The organism is Aureimonas glaciei (assembly GCF_014643375.1).
Taxonomy (GTDB): Bacteria; Pseudomonadota; Alphaproteobacteria; order Rhizobiales; family Rhizobiaceae; genus Plantimonas; species Plantimonas glaciei.
Map to the genome: position 1 here is coordinate 198,178 of NZ_BMJJ01000010.1, position 14,549 is coordinate 212,726.

19 protein-coding genes are annotated in these 14,549 nt (G+C 67.4%); 12 read left to right on the top strand and 7 right to left on the bottom strand.

Going from position 1 to position 14,549, the window contains the following annotated elements; all coding sequences use genetic code 11:
• Positions 1–371: 371 nt before the first annotated feature.
• From IEX88_RS19800 to IEX88_RS19820, 5 genes are all read left to right on the top strand, one after another.
• On the top strand, positions 372–1,295 hold the full coding sequence (locus IEX88_RS19800; protein ID WP_188854044.1) for a peptidylprolyl isomerase: 924 nt from the start codon (positions 372–374) through the stop codon (positions 1,293–1,295).
• 81 nt (positions 1,296–1,376) lie between these two features.
• Positions 1,377–2,618: a bifunctional glutamate N-acetyltransferase/amino-acid acetyltransferase ArgJ gene (gene argJ / locus IEX88_RS19805; RefSeq protein WP_188854046.1), complete on the top strand. Its 1,242-nt coding sequence runs from the start codon at positions 1,377–1,379 to the stop codon at positions 2,616–2,618.
• A 4-nt stretch (positions 2,619–2,622) separates the two neighbouring features.
• Positions 2,623–3,390: a GNAT family N-acetyltransferase gene (locus tag IEX88_RS19810; protein ID WP_244640376.1), complete on the top strand. Its 768-nt coding sequence runs from the start codon at positions 2,623–2,625 to the stop codon at positions 3,388–3,390.
• A 62-nt stretch (positions 3,391–3,452) separates the two neighbouring features.
• On the top strand, positions 3,453–3,860 hold the full coding sequence (locus IEX88_RS19815) for a (deoxy)nucleoside triphosphate pyrophosphohydrolase (RefSeq protein ID WP_188854050.1): 408 nt from the start codon (positions 3,453–3,455) through the stop codon (positions 3,858–3,860).
• A gap of 204 nt (positions 3,861–4,064) precedes the next feature.
• Positions 4,065–4,346, top strand: coding sequence for a hypothetical protein (locus IEX88_RS19820; RefSeq protein WP_188854052.1), 282 nt, complete (start codon positions 4,065–4,067; stop codon positions 4,344–4,346).
• Positions 4,347–4,471: 125 nt separating this feature from the next.
• Here the strand turns inward: IEX88_RS19820 and IEX88_RS19825 are convergent, their stop codons facing one another.
• On the bottom strand, positions 4,472–5,347 hold the full coding sequence (locus tag IEX88_RS19825; RefSeq protein ID WP_188854054.1) for a class I SAM-dependent methyltransferase: 876 nt from the start codon (positions 5,345–5,347) through the stop codon (positions 4,472–4,474).
• An 89-nt stretch (positions 5,348–5,436) separates the two neighbouring features.
• On the opposite strand from IEX88_RS19825, the gene IEX88_RS19830 reads away from it, so the two are divergent.
• From IEX88_RS19830 to IEX88_RS19855, 6 genes are all read left to right on the top strand, one after another.
• Entirely contained in the window at positions 5,437–6,201 is a 765-nt protein-coding gene (locus tag IEX88_RS19830; protein ID WP_188854056.1) for a ComF family protein, read from the top strand.
• 41 nt (positions 6,202–6,242) lie between these two features.
• On the top strand, positions 6,243–6,500 hold the full coding sequence (gene grxC, locus IEX88_RS19835) for a glutaredoxin 3 (RefSeq protein ID WP_188854058.1): 258 nt from the start codon (positions 6,243–6,245) through the stop codon (positions 6,498–6,500).
• Between the two features lie 119 nt (positions 6,501–6,619).
• Entirely contained in the window at positions 6,620–7,483 is an 864-nt protein-coding gene (locus IEX88_RS19840; RefSeq protein ID WP_188854060.1) for a carbon-nitrogen hydrolase family protein, read from the top strand.
• Positions 7,480–7,893 carry a DUF1178 family protein gene (locus IEX88_RS19845; protein WP_188854062.1) on the top strand — a complete coding sequence of 138 codons (414 nt, stop codon included), beginning with the start codon at positions 7,480–7,482 and terminating at the stop codon, positions 7,891–7,893. The genes IEX88_RS19840 and IEX88_RS19845 overlap by 4 nt, the downstream gene beginning before the upstream one ends.
• A 69-nt stretch (positions 7,894–7,962) precedes the next feature.
• A complete protein-coding gene (locus IEX88_RS19850) occupies positions 7,963–8,253 on the top strand; it encodes a DUF1289 domain-containing protein (RefSeq protein ID WP_373289627.1) in 291 nt (96 codons plus the stop codon).
• 299 nt (positions 8,254–8,552) lie between these two features.
• Entirely contained in the window at positions 8,553–8,837 is a 285-nt protein-coding gene (locus IEX88_RS19855; protein ID WP_188854066.1) for a DUF1289 domain-containing protein, read from the top strand.
• A 78-nt stretch (positions 8,838–8,915) separates the two neighbouring features.
• Here IEX88_RS19855 and IEX88_RS19860 read toward each other — a convergent pair whose 3' ends face one another.
• From IEX88_RS19860 to IEX88_RS19885, 6 genes are all read right to left on the bottom strand, one after another.
• Positions 8,916–9,926, bottom strand: a complete 1,011-nt coding sequence (locus IEX88_RS19860; protein WP_188854068.1) for a sensor histidine kinase — start codon at positions 9,924–9,926, stop codon at positions 8,916–8,918.
• 455 nt (positions 9,927–10,381) lie between these two features.
• Positions 10,382–10,852 carry a Dps family protein gene (locus tag IEX88_RS19865; RefSeq protein WP_188854070.1) on the bottom strand — a complete coding sequence of 157 codons (471 nt, stop codon included), beginning with the start codon at positions 10,850–10,852 and terminating at the stop codon, positions 10,382–10,384.
• A 182-nt stretch (positions 10,853–11,034) separates the two neighbouring features.
• Positions 11,035–11,490 (bottom strand): hypothetical protein, encoded by a 456-nt coding sequence (locus tag IEX88_RS19870; RefSeq protein WP_188854072.1) that lies wholly within the window; start codon positions 11,488–11,490, stop codon positions 11,035–11,037.
• A gap of 125 nt (positions 11,491–11,615) precedes the next feature.
• Positions 11,616–12,359: a bifunctional 2-polyprenyl-6-hydroxyphenol methylase/3-demethylubiquinol 3-O-methyltransferase UbiG gene (ubiG, locus tag IEX88_RS19875; RefSeq protein WP_188854074.1), complete on the bottom strand. Its 744-nt coding sequence runs from the start codon at positions 12,357–12,359 to the stop codon at positions 11,616–11,618.
• Between the two features lie 86 nt (positions 12,360–12,445).
• Positions 12,446–12,712, bottom strand: a complete 267-nt coding sequence (locus IEX88_RS19880; protein WP_188854076.1) for a CopG family antitoxin — start codon at positions 12,710–12,712, stop codon at positions 12,446–12,448.
• A complete protein-coding gene (locus IEX88_RS19885; RefSeq protein WP_188854138.1) occupies positions 12,663–12,974 on the bottom strand; it encodes a BrnT family toxin in 312 nt (103 codons plus the stop codon). The genes IEX88_RS19880 and IEX88_RS19885 overlap by 50 nt, the downstream gene beginning before the upstream one ends.
• A 223-nt stretch (positions 12,975–13,197) precedes the next feature.
• Here IEX88_RS19885 and IEX88_RS19890 point away from each other — a divergent pair, with 223 nt between their 5' ends.
• Positions 13,198–14,451, top strand: coding sequence for an aspartate kinase (locus tag IEX88_RS19890; RefSeq protein ID WP_188854078.1), 1,254 nt, complete (start codon positions 13,198–13,200; stop codon positions 14,449–14,451).
• The last annotated feature ends 98 nt before the right edge of the window (positions 14,452–14,549 follow it).

Genomic DNA, 14,549 nt, shown 5'->3' on the forward strand with positions numbered 1-14,549 from the left:
AGATGAAGCGAGACGTTGCCAGCGATTTGATCGCGCGGCGACGGCCGCAAAGCGATCCGGCCCTCGCCCCGACCCAACACGGGACGCAGCCGCCATGCCGGCTTGCCAAAAAGAAATGCTAAGCAGGTTCAGAGGCTTGCGTATCGCGCTGGCATGAGGCCCGTCCCCTTTTGCTGTGTCGCGGCAAGGGGGCGCGGCTGGACTTTGACGACGCGAGAGAGATAAGAGGGGGGCAAAGCGATGTCAACGCCGCAAGCGGGGCCTGTCTGGCCCTCAAAAGACCGTAAAGCAAAGACTTTCAAGACCACGTTTTCAGGAAGGCTCCGGCCCCGGTGCCGAAGTCCTGCCCCGAAGTGATCCGAGGAATCATCATGACACAGACCATCAAGCGCCTGCTCGCCGCCACCGGCTTTTCGCTGATCGCGCTGGCCGCGCCGACGCTCGCGGCCGACAGCGATGTCGTCGCCAAGGTCGGCGATCAGCCGATCACGGCGGGCGATCTCGACCTCGCCGCCGCCGATCTCGGCGAGCAGTTCGGCAAGCTGCCGCCCGAGCAGCGCAAGCTCGCCGTGCTCTCGGCGCTGATCGACATCAAGTCGCTGGCGCTCGAGGCCGAGAAGGCCGGGATCGCCAAGGACAAGGTGGTCGAGGCCCGCATCGCCTTCCTGCGCGACCGCGCTTTGCACAATGCCTACTTCCAGAAGCAGGGCGTCGACGGGATCACCGATGCCGAGCTGCAGGCCCGCTACGACGCCGAAGTCGCCAAGATCAAGCCGGTCGAGGAACTGCATGCCCGCCACATCCTGGTGAAGACCAAGGAAGAGGCCGAGGCGATCATCAAGAAGCTCGACGACGGCGCCGACTTCATGAAGCTCGCGGCCGAGCAGTCCGCCGGCCCCTCCGGTCCCGAAGGCGGCGATCTCGGCTTCTTCGGCCCCGGCCAGATGGTGCCGCCGTTCGAGACCGCGGCCTACGCGCTCGAGGTCGGCACCTACACCAAGCAGCCGGTGGAGACCCAGTTCGGCTGGCACATCATCCAGGTGACCGAAAAGCGGCCGCAGCAGCAGCCGGCCTTCGACGCGGTGAAGGAACAGATCCGCCAGGTCATCATGCGCGAGAAGTACATGGCGCTGGTGCAGAAGGCCCGCGAGGAGCAGAAGGTCGTCTATGTCGATCCGGCGATGAAGACCGCCGTCGAGGCCATGGAAAAGGCGGCCGCCACGCCGGTCGAGGGCGGAGCGCCGGCGGAAGCTGCACCGGCCGACGCCGCGCCGGCCACCGCGCCCGCGCAGTAACCGGGCCGAGGCCCTCACCGACGGGCGTGCCGGCAACGGCGCGCCCCTTTTTTTCGATCAAGCACGGGGATGGGGATTTCCATGAGCGCAAGCGTCTCGCCGCTGGCACCGACCGACTATGCGACATTGCCGGCGATCGAGGGCCTGCGCATCGCGACGGCGGCAGCCGGCATCAAGTACAAGGGCCGGACCGACGTCCTGATGATGGTGCTCGACACACCCGCCAGCATTGCCGGTGTCTTCACCCGTTCAAAATGCCCCTCCGCGCCGGTCGATTTCTGCCGGGCCAACCTGAAGGGCGGCAGCGTCCGCGCGATCGTCGTCAATTCCGGCAATGCCAACGCCTTCACCGGACGGCGCGGGCGCGAAACCACGGCGATGACGGCGGTCGCCGCTGCCGAGGCGGTGGGATGCCGCTCGGGCGAGGTCTTCCTCGCCTCGACCGGGGTGATCGGCGAGCCGCTCGATGCGGCCAAGTTCAGCCACCTGCTCGCGGGCATGGCAGAGGACGCGACCGGCGAGCGTTGGCGCGACGCGGCCGACGCCATCATGACCACCGATACCTATCCCAAGCTCGCCACGCGGGCGGTCGCGATCGACGGCGTCACCGTCACGCTGAACGGCATCGCCAAGGGCGCCGGCATGATCGCGCCGGATATGGCGACCATGCTCTCGTTTCTCGCCACCGACGCGCCGCTGCCAGCCGCGACCTTGCAGGCCATGCTGTCGGCCGCGGTCGAGCCGAGCTTCAATTCGGTGACCGTCGACAGTGACACCTCGACCTCCGACACGCTGCTCCTGGTCGCGACCGGCGCTGCCGCAGCCCGCGGCTGCCCGGAGATCACCGACATCGCCGATGTCAGGCTCGAGGACTTCCGCGCCGCGCTCGCCGACATGCTGCTCGATCTCGCCCGCCAGGTGGCGCGCGACGGCGAGGGGGCGCGGCACGAAATCCAGGTGACGGTGGAGGGCGCCGTCAGCGACGCCTCGGCCAAGGCCATCGCGCTGTCGATCGCCAACTCGCCGCTGGTCAAGACCGCCGTCGCCGGCGAGGACGCCAACTGGGGCCGTGTCGTCATGGCCGTCGGCAAGGCCGGCGAGCCGGCCGACCGCGACCGGCTGACCATCTCCTTCGGCGACGTGCGCGTGGCGCTGAACGGCGAACGCGACCCCGATTACAGCGAGGCCGCCGCCGCGGCCGTGATGCAGCGGCCCGAAGTCCCGATCTACGTGGCGCTCGGGCTCGGGACGGGGCGCTGGACGGTCTACAGCTGCGACCTCACCAAGGAATATGTCGAGATCAATGGCGACTATCGAAGCTGAGAGCATGACGCGCCTGGCCGTCGTTCGGCGCCTCGAGGCCGCGGGATTTCGCGCCTGGCCGGCGAGCCAGACGGAGTTCGACGGCACCTGGGCGGTGCGGCTGACGGCCGGCTTTCCGGCCAAGCGCCTGAACTCGGTCAATCCGCTCGACCCGTCCGACCATCTCGACATCCCCGCGCGCGTCGAGCGCGCCGCTGCGCGCTTTGCGGGTTTCGGCCGGCCGCTGCTGTTTCGCCAGTCGCCGCTGGCGCCGCAGCACCTCGTCCGGCACCTCGACGATCTCAGCTGGTCATCCTTCGGCGAATCCATTGTCTTCACCGCCGATCTGGCCAGTCTCGACCTTCCCCGTCTCGACCGCGAAAGCGCGCCCGACCCGATGCAGATCGAGGATATCGGTCGCTACATCGAGGCGAGCCTCGTCGTGCACGAGCGGCCGGCCGAACTGCGCGAGGGGCTGACGGAGATCCTGGAATCGATCCGGCCGCCCTCGACGCTGTTCCTTTTGGAGGAGGCCGCGCGGCCGATCGCGGTGGGCCTGGCAATCCGCGACAACGACCTCGCCGGCGTTCTCGACGTCGCCGTGGCCAGCGGCAGCCGCCAGCGCGGGATCGGTCGCGGCATCGTCACCGCGGCGCTGGCGCATGCGCTGGCGAACGGCGCCCGGACCGGCTGGCTGCAGGTCGAGGCGGACAATGCGGCCGGGCTGGCCATGTACCGCAAGCTGGGTTTCACCGAGGCTTACCGCTACGTCTACCGCGCCCCGCCGGCCTGATCGATCGAGACGCGGCATTGCGACCCGCCCGGCGCGGGCTCGCCGTTCAGAAAGTATTCAGCATGTCGGCAAGTGGTCTGGTTCTCGTCGTCGCCTGCGCGCTGGTCGATGCCGACGGCCGGGTGCTCATCGCCGAGCGCCCGGAAGGCAAGTCGATGGCCGGCCTGTGGGAGTTTCCCGGTGGCAAGGTGGAGCCGGGCGAGACGCCGGAAGTGTCGCTGATCCGGGAACTGCAGGAAGAGCTCGGCATCGTCACGCAGGCGGCATGTCTGGCGCCGCTCACCTTCGTGAGCCATGCCTATCAGGACTTTCACCTGCTGATGCCGCTCTATGTCTGCCGGCGGTTCGAGGGCATCGCCACCCCGCGCGAGGGGCAGCGGCTGAAATGGGTGCGGCCGAAATCGCTGCGCGACTATCCCATGCCGCCGGCCGATGCGCCGATCATTCCCTTCCTCGTCGACCTTCTCTAGGCCTGTTCCAGCCCGGCGACGGCCTGGCGCAGTGAGCTGATAGACTGCCTTATGTACTAATCCTTCCTGAAGGGAGAGCGGACAGTTTAAGGCAATTTTCACCGGTCGAACGGCATTCTCGGGGCACAGGAATGATGTGACGGCGGCCGGGTCCGCCGACTCGCAAGGAGGTGTCCCGTGAATGACGTCAGCCAGAAGTCGGGAGTGTCCGACACGCTCGTGGAAGCGCGCAGCGGTTTGTTTCGCGCCACCCTTCTGTTCGGTTCGATCGCCGTCGCGCTGGCGATGATCGTGGTGCCGACCGCCGATCAACAGGCCAAGCAGCGCGTGGCGGCGGAGCGCGCCAGGGAACTGGACCCGATCACCACCGGGTCGAACGGCACGACCAACCGCCAGAGCTATGTGTCGCGGCGCAGCGTGCTCACCGATCCGAGCAAGGGTCCCTGCCTGCTCTTCCCGGACGGGACGCAGCGCGGCGCCTGCTGAGCCGGCAGTCCAGCCTGCCGCACGGGTCCGGCGTTTCGCGCGATCGACCGAGTCACCCTCAAACGCCAGACCTTTGTTTGCCGCAGCGGGTTTTGCCGGACGGGATCGCTCCCGCGCACGGCCTCCTAAGAGCGATCGGCCAGGGCGGCACTGAGACTCGCCTTGGCGCTGCCGGGCTTCAGCGGCTTCTGCTGGCTCTCGTGCGGCTTCCAGCCCGAGAGGTAGACGATGTCGAAGGTGGCGCGCACGCGCCCGTCGGAATCGGCAAAACGTTCCTGATAGATCTCGGCGGCACGCAGGAACAGCCGGCGCGGCGTCGGCACCCTGCTTCGGGCGGTCAGCATGTTGGCCATGCCCATGGCCCGGAGATCGCGCATCAGGCCGAACATGGAATCATAGCGCACGGTGAGCCGGTCCTGATCGGTCACCGGCAAAGCGAGCCCCGCGCGCTGCAGCAGCGCCCCGGCATCGCGGATGTCGACGAAGGGCGGAACCCGCGGCGACACACCGCCGCGAATCTCCGCCTCGGCTTCCAGCAGCGACGTGCGCAGCTCGGTCAGCGTCTCGCCGCCGAGCAGCGCCGCCAGGAACAGGCCGTCCGGCCGCAGGGCGCGCGCCGCCTGGATCAGGACGCCCGGCGTGTCGTTGGTGAGATGCAGCGACAGGGCGGAGACGACGAGATCGGCGGCGCCGTCGCGCAGTGGCAGGGCTTCCTCGTCGGCGACGATCGCCAGACCTTCGCCGACCAGAGCGGAGAGGCGCTCCACCCGCACCAGCATGTCGATCTTGCCGCTCTGGCGCAGCAGGTCCGCCATATCAGGGGAATGGCTGGCGAGATCGATGCCGAGGGCGAACTGCCGCTCGACCAGCGACAGCCGCTCGGCCAGTTCCAGCGCCACATTCGCCAGCAGGAAGCGCGCCGACGCCGCCGCCGGGTCGAGGGCGACGCGCTGGCGGCGGCGGTCGAGCAGAGCCCGATCGAACAGAGGGGTGGCGCTCATGAAACTTTCCGCTTTCTCGGGTCTTCCCCGGCTTGTAACCGATTTTGGCGCGTCTATCCTCGCCCTTTCGGCATTTTCCGGAGGCGGGCATGGATCTGTCGCTGCAGCACGCTGCCGGTCTTCTGGCGCGCTCGGTCGGACAGCTGCTGTTCCCGCCGGTCTGCGCCGGCTGCGCTTCGGCGGTCGGCAGCCCGGATGCCCTGTGCGGCGCGTGCTGGACCCGTCTCCGGTTCATCGAGCCGCCCTATTGCGCGATCCTCGGCCTGCCCTTCGCCTATGATCCGGGGGAGGGGGCCGTGTCGCCCCAGGCGATCGCCGACCCGCCTTCCTTTGCTCGCCACCGCTCGGTGGTGATCTATGACGGCCTGGCCGCCCGTCTCGTCGCCTCGCTGAAATATGGGGATCGCACCGATCTGGTGCCAGCCATGGCGGCCTGGATGGGGCGCGCCGGGCAAGAATTGCTGGCGGCGGCTGACATCATCGTCCCCGTGCCGCTGCATCATCGGCGCCTTTGGTGGCGGCGCTTCAACCAGTCGGCGGAACTGGCGCGCCGCCTTTCGGGCGACGCGGCGGCGCGGGGGCGGGTTCTGGCCTACGAGCCACTGGCCTTGGTGCGGGTGAAGGCGACGCGCAGCCAGGTCGGTCTCGGTCGCCGGCAGCGGGAGGACAATGTGCGCGGCGCCTTCACGGTGCGGCCGGAGCGTCGTGCCGCCGTCCTCGGCAAGCGCGTCCTCCTCGTCGACGACGTCTTCACCACCGGCGCCACCGTCGGCGCGGCCAGCCGGGCCCTGAAACGGGCCGGGGCCGGCGATGTCGACGTCTTGACCTTTGCCGGGGTTGCGGCGGAAGAATGAGGCGTCCATATCGGAGGGACAGCAGGCATCAGGACCATGACATGAGCGACGTCACCATCTATACCCGGCAGTTCTGCGGCTACTGCGCCCGGGCCAAGCAACTCCTGGACAAGAAGGGCGTCGCCTTCGAGGAAAAGGACGCCAGCCATTCGCCGGAACTGCGCCGGGAGATGATCGAGCGGTCCAAGGGCGGCGCGACCTTTCCGCAGATTTTCGTCGGCGAGACCCATGTCGGGGGCTGCGACGATCTCTATGCGCTGGAGCGCGCCGGCAAGCTCGATCCGCTGCTCGCCGCCTGACCCGGCAGCGCCGGGCGCAGCTAGGGCGCTCAGCCTCGGTCGCCCGGTCTTTCGTTATCGCATGATCCCTGGAGAGGCCCGGCGCGCGCTTCTCCGGATCGGCCCCTAGAGGAACCGACATGGCCGTCTTCACCGCCGCCGTCCTGCAGATGCGTTCCGGCGTCGATCCCGATGCCAATGCTAAAGACTTCGCTGCCCTCGTCGAAAAGGCGGTGGCCGGCGGCGCCACCTATGTGCAGAGCCCTGAAATGACCGGCATGGTGCAGCGCGACAAGGCGGGGCTGATGGCCAAGCTGAAGGTCGGTCCCGAGGACGTGATCGTGCGCACGGCCGCCGAACTCGCCCGCCGCCACGCCATCCATCTGCATGTCGGTTCGGTCGCCGTCGCCGTCGAGGGCGGCATGGTCGCCAACCGGGCCTTTCTGTTTCGCCCCGATGGCAGCCTTCAGGCGACCTACGACAAGATTCACATGTTCGATGTCGATCTCGACAATGGCGAGAGCTGGCGCGAGTCGGCCACCTATCGCCCGGGCGGCAATGCTGCCGTCGCTGATCTGGCCATGGCCGGCGGCGCCGCCCGGCTCGGCTTTGCCGTCTGCTACGACATGCGCTTTCCCCAGCTTTTCCGCGCCGAGGCGCTGGCGGGCGCCGAGGTGCTGACGGCGCCCGCCGCCTTCACCCGCCAGACCGGCGAAGCGCACTGGCACGTGCTCCTGCGCGCCCGGGCGATCGAGAACGGCGCCTTCGTCGTCGCCGCCGCGCAGGGCGGCGTGCACGCGGACGGCCGCGAGACCTATGGCCATTCCATCATCATCGACCCCTGGGGCCGGATCCTGGCCGAGGTCGACGGCGATGCGCCCGGCGTGGCGCTGGCGACCATCGATACCGCCGCGGTGGCCGAGGCGCGCCAGAAGATCCCGAACCTGCGCAATGCCCGCGACTTCACCGTCGCGGCCGTCGCCTCCAGCGAGGCCGCCGAGTGATCACCTTCGCCCTGCGGTGCGAGCCCGCGGGACATTCCTTCGACGCCTGGTTCCGTTCCAGCGAGGATTTCGAGACGCAGAACGCGCGCCATCTCGTCGGCTGCCCGGTTTGCGGCACGACGTCGGTCGACAAGGCGCTGATGCGGCCGGCGGTGAGCGGCACGCGGCGCGAGACCGGACCCGAGGACGCGGCGAAGATGATGACGGCGCTGCAGCAGATGGCACGCGAGGCCCGCGCCAGGGCCGACTATGTCGGCCCGGGCTTTGCCGAGGAGGCGCGCCGCATCCACTATGGCGAGACGCCGGCGCGGCAGATCTACGGCGAGGCCTCGCCGCCGGAGGTGAAGGGCCTCGTCGAGGAGGGCATCGCCGTCCTGCCGATGCCGCCGCTGCCGGAAGACAAGAACTAGGCTCGCCCGCGCGGCTGGCGCCCACCGATCTCCCGCCGCTGTCGTCGGCGTTGCCCAAAATTTCCCGGAGTGTTTCGATTGGCCAAGACCTGGGCGAAGGCGCCGTCCCCCTGCATCGACGTGTGCAAGTTCCGCGATGCCGGCCGCTGCGTCGGCTGCGCCATGACCAAGCCCGAGAAGAAGTCCTTCAAGCGCCTGTCCAAGAAATCGAAGAAGCAGGCCTTCTTCGTGATGCTGGAGCAGCGGCTCGCGGCGATGGGCAAGCTCGGCTACTGGACGCGCATGTACCGCCGCAAATGCGACCGCAAGGACGCCCCCTGTCCGCTCGACAAGCTGGAAAAAGCGGATCGGGCTGCCTAGATCGGGGTCTGCGGTTCGCTGAGCGTTCTGGAACCGCGGAACTTGAAGGCAAGCCGCAACGGCACCGCGCCTTCTTCGCCCCTCTGGGGAGAAGTGGCCGGCAGGCCGATGAGGGGAGCGCCCGAGGCGGTCGGAGTGAGTGTCCAGATCACAGTCGTCACGCGGCGCGCGGCTGCGCCGCCCCCTCATCCCGCTGCCGCAACCTACTCCCCGCCGGGGAGAAGAAGCAGCGTCCCTGCCGAGCCCGGCACGACTGTCGCCCGAGCCTGCCTTGCTGCGTAACGCCTGAGGAAATGCCCATGTCCGACACCGAACTCGACCTCTGGGCCGACGCGCCGAGCCCCTGCGTCGACGTGTGCAAATACAAGCGCCAGGGCCGCTGCGTCGGCTGCGCGATGACCAAGGAAGAAAAGCAGTCCTTTCCGCGCAACGGCAGCGGCGCGGCGAAGAAGGAATTCATCGAGACGCTGATGGGGCGGCTGGCGGACTCGACGCGCAATCCCGCCTTCTGGGTGATGGCCTATCAGCGGAAATGCGCGATCGAGGGTGTGCCGTGTCCGATCGCCGAGGACGACGAGGTTTAAGGAGCCGAGCCATGCGGGTCGCTGCGCGGCCGCCGCCGTCGGGGAGATGGCGGCCTGTCAACGGGGCTGATCCAGGCCTCAGATCGCCAGACGCCCGGGCGAGACCTTTAGGGTCACCACGAGGCCGGTTTCGGCCCAGTTGTAGTGGATCGAGCCCTGCAGGTGGCCGTTCACGCTGCGCTCGACGAGCTTGCTTCCGTAGCCGCCCTTGCCCACGGGTGCGGTGACCTTCGGGCCGCCGTTTTCCGTCCAGACGACCGTCACCGCCTTGTCCTGGGCGGAGCAGGACACGTCGAGGGTGCCGGTATCGACGGAGAGAGCCCCGTATTTCAGCGAGTTCGTCGCCAGTTCGTGAACGATCAGCGCGAGAATTGTCGTCGCCGCGTCCCCGACGCTCATCCGCGGAACGGAGACCCGGATGCGACCACTGAAGGCGCCGAGATCGTCATAGGGGGCGAGAAGGACCGTGAGCAGATCCCCGAGCAGGGCCGAGGGGGCCCTGGTCTGCGCGGGCACGGGACGCACCAGATCATGCGCGCGACCCAGGGCCGTCAGCCTCAGCGTGAGATCGCGCGCCATGTCGGTCGTGGTTTTGGTCGAGCGCGAGGTGATGGCGGTGAGGCCGGAGGCGATCGCCAGGAGATTCTTGACGCGGTGGCTCATCTCACCGGCCAGGAGTTCGCGACCTTCCTCGGCCTGCTTGCGTCCGGTGACGTCGATGAAGATGCCGAACATGAGCCGCCGGACCATGCCGGCATCGTCGCCCTGTCCGCGGGCGGATATCCACTTGAGCTCGTCGCCGATCATGATCCGGAAGTCGATCTCGAAAGCCCCGACGATCGCCCGCGTCGCGGTGAAGGCGGCGCGGACCCGGTCCCGGTCGGCAGGATGAATGTGGTCGGACAGATCCTCGAAGGTGACGTCGATGCCGTGCGGAATACCCCACAGATCGTAGGCCAGGTCGTCCATCGCCAGCGCGTCGGTGTCCACGTTCCACGACCACAGGGTGACGCCGGCCGCCTGGATGGCGCGCACGAGGTTCTTCGATTCCCACAGAAGGGGCTTCAGCGTCTCGGCTGTCGTGGTCATGAACTCTCCAAAATGCAGCCACCCCGCGACCGGGCAAATGTGCCAGGTCACCGCAGCCGGCTACGAACGGCTCGCCAGAAGAGATGGCTCGTTGAGGGGACAAGTGCCGCGCTCTTGTAGCGACCGACGGGCGACTGGGCGCAATAACCCGTAGCTATACCCGCTTTTCGACAAAAAGGCTGTTCCGCCGTCCATCTGGCGGGATGGACCGGCGGAGGACGCGTCCTGCTGCGGTTCCGGACCTGCTTTCGGCCTCGCAATCGTACGGCTCGCGTTTGCCGCGGCCGACCCGCGAGGGCTCTTTTCGACAGCCGCGACGCGTCGGCATCCGGGCGGGCGAAACGGGGCGCTGCTCTTCGGCCCGGGGGAATCCGGCCGGTGCCGCGATATGCCCAAACGAAAGCGGCCCCGCCATCCCTGGCAGGGCCGCTTGCAGAACGGATGGGACGCGGCGCCTACTTCAGGTGGGCGCGCAGCATCCAGGCGAACTTGTCATGCGCCTCGATGCGGGCGGTGGCGAGGTCGTTGGTCGCCCAATCGCCGTGCTGGTCGGCGATCTCGCAGAGAGCCGAGAGCGTCGTGGAGATCTGCTCCTGGTCGGCGAGGAGGGCGGCGATCATTTCCTTGGCGTCGGCGTGGCCGTCATGCTCCTTCACCGCGCTGCGGGCGAGGTAGACAGAGTAGCGGCCTTCGGCATGCATGTCGAACTGCTTGATCCGCTCGGCGAGCAGATCCTGTCCCTCGAAATGATCCTCGTACATCTTCTGGAACAGCTCGTGCAGCGGCCCGAAGGACATGCCGGTGACGTTCCAGTGAAAATTCTGCGCCTTCATCGTCTCGACGGAGGTCTCGGCCAGCGCCTGGGTCAGGCCCTCGACGAGTTCCTGCTTGGCGCTCGGCTCGATCTTGGCGGCGGTCAGTCCCATCGGTCTCTCCTTTGGCCGGTCGCGCCGGCGTCTATTCCTGGAATAATTCCAAACTAGGCGGTCGGCCCGGCAATGGCAACCCTGTTTTGAATCATTCTAAACTGGCGGCGGTCCAGCCGCGATATCCACGGGGCGGATCAAAGGTAGAAGGGTTCCTGACGGGTCGCGGTTCCGCGCGATGGTTAGTCGGTGGTGCCCAGCATCCGCACCATGCCGGCGGCGAGAAACCGCAGCCAACGCTGGCCGTCCGGCTGTACGCGCCAGGCGATGAGGGCGCGCGCGCCGCTGTCGTCGCCGGCGCGGCAGGCCGCGGCAAGGCGCAGGAGCCAGATCTCGTCGTCGCTGACGGTCTTCGTGCCCGGCCGGTAGAACACCATTTCGCGCCGCGCCTTGTCGGCGAGACCACGGAAGAAGGCGACGGAAAAGCGGGAGAGTGAGACGTCCGGCTCGCCGGAAAGGAGAAAGCAGGCACGCTCGAGATCGGGCTTGGGCGCGATCAGGCTGCGCAGCGCGAGCCAGCGCAGTCGGTCGAGATCGATGCGCTCGGCCGTCGTCGGCACGAAGCTGCGGGCGACCGCGGCCGCAGGGCAGGCCGGAAAAGCCACCACGGTCGACTGGTTCTTCAGCGCTGTTGCCATATGAACTCCCGTCGCCCGCAAGGGCGCCTGCACTGCGTGCCCGTCACCTTCGATATAAACATGAGCAAGATCGGAAGCAATCGTCGCGAGCGCGGCACGATGGCCGATCCGCGTCGTCGGGGCGATCAGTTGCGGCGGGCGAGGACCATGTAGTTGACGCTGATGTCGCTCGATCGGCGCCAGGCATCGGCGAGCGGGTGATAGACGACGCCGGTCTCGTCGATCACCGACAGGCCCGCCCCCTCCACCGGCGCGCGGATCTCCTCCGGACGCACCAGCTTGTCATACTGATGCGTGCCCTTGGGCAGCCAGCCCAGCACGTATTCCGCCCCGATGATGGCAAGGCCCATGGCCTTCATCGTGCGGTTGATGGTGGAGACGAGGAGGAGCCCGCCCGGCTTCACCAGATGGGCGCAGGTGGTGAGGAAAAACGGCACGTCGGAGACATGCTCGACGACTTCGAGCGCCAGCACGACGTCGAAGGTTTCGCCGCCCTCGGCGATCGCCTCGGCCGTCGTCGCGCGGTAATCGATGGCGAGCCCGCTCTGCGCGGCGTGGATCTTGGCCACCTCGATATTGGTCGCCGACGCGTCGGCGCCGACGACGGAGGCCCCGAGTCGCGCCATCGGCTCGGCGATCAGCCCGCCGCCGCAGCCGATGTCGAGAAGGCTGAGACCCTCGAACGGGCGCATGCCTTGCGTTTCGCGTCCGAAGTTCATGCCGAGCTGCTCGCGGATATAGGTGAGCCGCACCGGGTTGAACTTGTGCAGAGGCTTGAACTTTCCCGCCGGGTTCCACCATTCGGCCGCCAGGCGCGAAAAGCGCTCGACTTCCGAGGCGTCGATCGTCGTCTGCCGCGCTTCGCTCATGATCCCGGTCCCGCCATCGCTGTCTTCACCCTCCGCATGTTCGCCCCAGGGGGCGAAAGTCAAGCGAGGGAACGACGCGACGGGGTTCACGGTCTCGATACGTCCTCCTCCATCAGCATCCGGATGTAGCGGGTAAAGGGCATGCCCCTGGCCTCCGCCTTCGATTTGACGGCGTCGAGGAGGCCCTGCGGGATTCGCATGTTCAACTGGGCGGCCTTCTTCTCGAACTCGAACCGCATCGGCTTGAAGCCGGAGAAGTCGTATTCCGACAGATCCGCCGTCGCGACGAATTCCTCTGCCTCCTCATCGCTCCGGTGGGTTGGGAACGGCTTTAAGGTTCTTTTGTCGCTCATAGTTTCGCCGTTCCTTTTCATGCATGAAGCGAGCCGAGATCGGGCGGATGCGATCCTGCCGAATGGCGAAGACGATAAAGACACAGCGACCGCTGTCCGTTTCGCCGATCGCATTGTAGCGGGTCTCGTCGCTTTGCGTGCGATCAGGCAAGACGTATGGCTGGCGGCCGAACAGCGCTTCGATCTCTGCACGCGACACGCCATGCTTGCCGCATTTGGGCCAGTTGCCTGCATCCCAATCGAATCCAGCAAGCACATCCACCTCGTCCGAACTGGTTGACGTTCGTATATACAAAAGCGCCGTCGACGCCAAGACAGGATGCGAGGCGAAGCCGCGCCGCAGGGGCGTTGCGACCGGCTTTCTTGCAGTGTCCGCGCATTTCGGCTAACTCCGGCGCGCTGCGGAAGACTATGGCGTTTCCGCCAGCTTCCTTTTCGACACACCGCGGGTGGCTTCACGCCCGCCGTCCGGGCTAGCATTATTCATGGCGCGTCTCGTTCTCAAATTCGGCGGCACTTCTGTCGCCGACATCGACCGAATCCGGAACGTCGCGCGCCACGTCAAACGCGAAGTGGACGCCGGTCACCAGGTCGCCGTCGTCGTCTCGGCCATGTCCGGCAAGACCAACGAACTCGTCGAATGGTGCCGGGCGGCCTCGCCGATGCACGACGCGCGCGAATATGACGCGGTCGTCGCCAGTGGCGAGCAGGTCACCGCGGGGCTTCTGGCCATCACGCTGCAGGGCATGGGCGTCAACGCCCGGTCCTGGATGGGCTGGCAGATCGCCATCCGCACCGACGGTGCGCACGGCGCCGCGCGCATCCAGGAGATCGAGGGCGAGGAAATCGTCCGCCGCTTCGCCGAAGGCCAGGTCGCTGTCGTTGCCGGCTTCCAGGGCATCGCGCCGGACAACCGCATCGCCACGCTCGGCCGCGGCGGCTCGGACACCTCCGCGGTGGCGATCGCCGCGGCGATCAAGGCCGACCGCTGCGACATCTACACCGATGTCGACGGCGTCTATACCACCGACCCGCGCATCGAGCCGAAGGCGCGGCGCATGGCGAAGATTTCCTTCGAGGAGATGCTGGAAATGGCCTCGCTCGGGGCCAAGGTATTGCAGGTCCGTTCGGTCGAACTGGCCATGGTGCACAAGGTCCGGCTGTTCGTGCGCTCCTCCTTCGAGGATCCGGACGCGCCGGGCATGGGGGATCTCCTGAATCCGCCGGGAACACTCATTTGCGACGAGGATGAAATCGTGGAACAGCAGGTCGTGACCGGCATCGCCTATGCCAAGGACGAGGCGCAGATCTCGCTGCGGCGGGTCGAGGACCAGCCGGGCGTCGCCGCGGCCATCTTCGGGCCGCTGGCCGACGCCGGCGTCAATGTCGACATGATCGTCCAGAACATTTCCGAGGACGGCACCCGCACCGACATGACATTTACGGTGCCGGCGAGCGATCTGCCGAAGGCGACGGCAATCCTGGAAAAGGCCAAGCCGGAGATGCGTTTCGACGTCATCCAGAGCGAGCTCGGCCTGACCAAGGTCTCGGTCATCGGCGTCGGCATGCGCAGCCACACCGGCGTCGCAGCCACGGCCTTCAAGGCGCTGGCCAAGCGCGGGATCAACATCCGCGCCATCACCACCTCGGAGATCAAGATCTCGATCCTGATCGACGGCGAGTTCTCGGAACTGGCGGTGCGCAGCTTGCATTCGGTCTACGGTCTCGACAAAGCTTGACCGGGTGACGGGTCTGCCGCAGACCACAACCTTGGATCGTCCGGGCGCGCCGGGCGGTCGTTTCCTCGTGGCCGACGGCGGTGGCTCTCTGCCGCCCT

Coding starts and splice junctions, on each gene's coding strand:
- IEX88_RS19865 (WP_188854070.1), bottom strand. CDS start 10,852: ATGGGACTGACCGCCGCCAAGATCGAGCCGAGCGCCAAGCAGGAACTC.
- IEX88_RS19815 (WP_188854050.1), top strand. CDS start 3,453: ATGTCGGCAAGTGGTCTGGTTCTCGTCGTCGCCTGCGCGCTGGTCGAT.
- argJ (WP_188854046.1), top strand. CDS start 1,377: ATGAGCGCAAGCGTCTCGCCGCTGGCACCGACCGACTATGCGACATTG.
- IEX88_RS19840 (WP_188854060.1), top strand. CDS start 6,620: ATGGCCGTCTTCACCGCCGCCGTCCTGCAGATGCGTTCCGGCGTCGAT.
- IEX88_RS19880 (WP_188854076.1), bottom strand. CDS start 12,712: ATGAGCGACAAAAGAACCTTAAAGCCGTTCCCAACCCACCGGAGCGAT.
- IEX88_RS19825 (WP_188854054.1), bottom strand. CDS start 5,347: ATGAGCGCCACCCCTCTGTTCGATCGGGCTCTGCTCGACCGCCGCCGC.
- IEX88_RS19870 (WP_188854072.1), bottom strand. CDS start 11,490: ATGGCAACAGCGCTGAAGAACCAGTCGACCGTGGTGGCTTTTCCGGCC.
- IEX88_RS19855 (WP_188854066.1), top strand. CDS start 8,553: ATGTCCGACACCGAACTCGACCTCTGGGCCGACGCGCCGAGCCCCTGC.
- IEX88_RS19800 (WP_188854044.1), top strand. CDS start 372: ATGACACAGACCATCAAGCGCCTGCTCGCCGCCACCGGCTTTTCGCTG.
- IEX88_RS19810 (WP_244640376.1), top strand. CDS start 2,623: ATGACGCGCCTGGCCGTCGTTCGGCGCCTCGAGGCCGCGGGATTTCGC.
- IEX88_RS19860 (WP_188854068.1), bottom strand. CDS start 9,926: ATGACCACGACAGCCGAGACGCTGAAGCCCCTTCTGTGGGAATCGAAG.
- IEX88_RS19890 (WP_188854078.1), top strand. CDS start 13,198: ATGGCGCGTCTCGTTCTCAAATTCGGCGGCACTTCTGTCGCCGACATC.
- IEX88_RS19830 (WP_188854056.1), top strand. CDS start 5,437: ATGGATCTGTCGCTGCAGCACGCTGCCGGTCTTCTGGCGCGCTCGGTC.
- grxC (WP_188854058.1), top strand. CDS start 6,243: ATGAGCGACGTCACCATCTATACCCGGCAGTTCTGCGGCTACTGCGCC.
- ubiG (WP_188854074.1), bottom strand. CDS start 12,359: ATGAGCGAAGCGCGGCAGACGACGATCGACGCCTCGGAAGTCGAGCGC.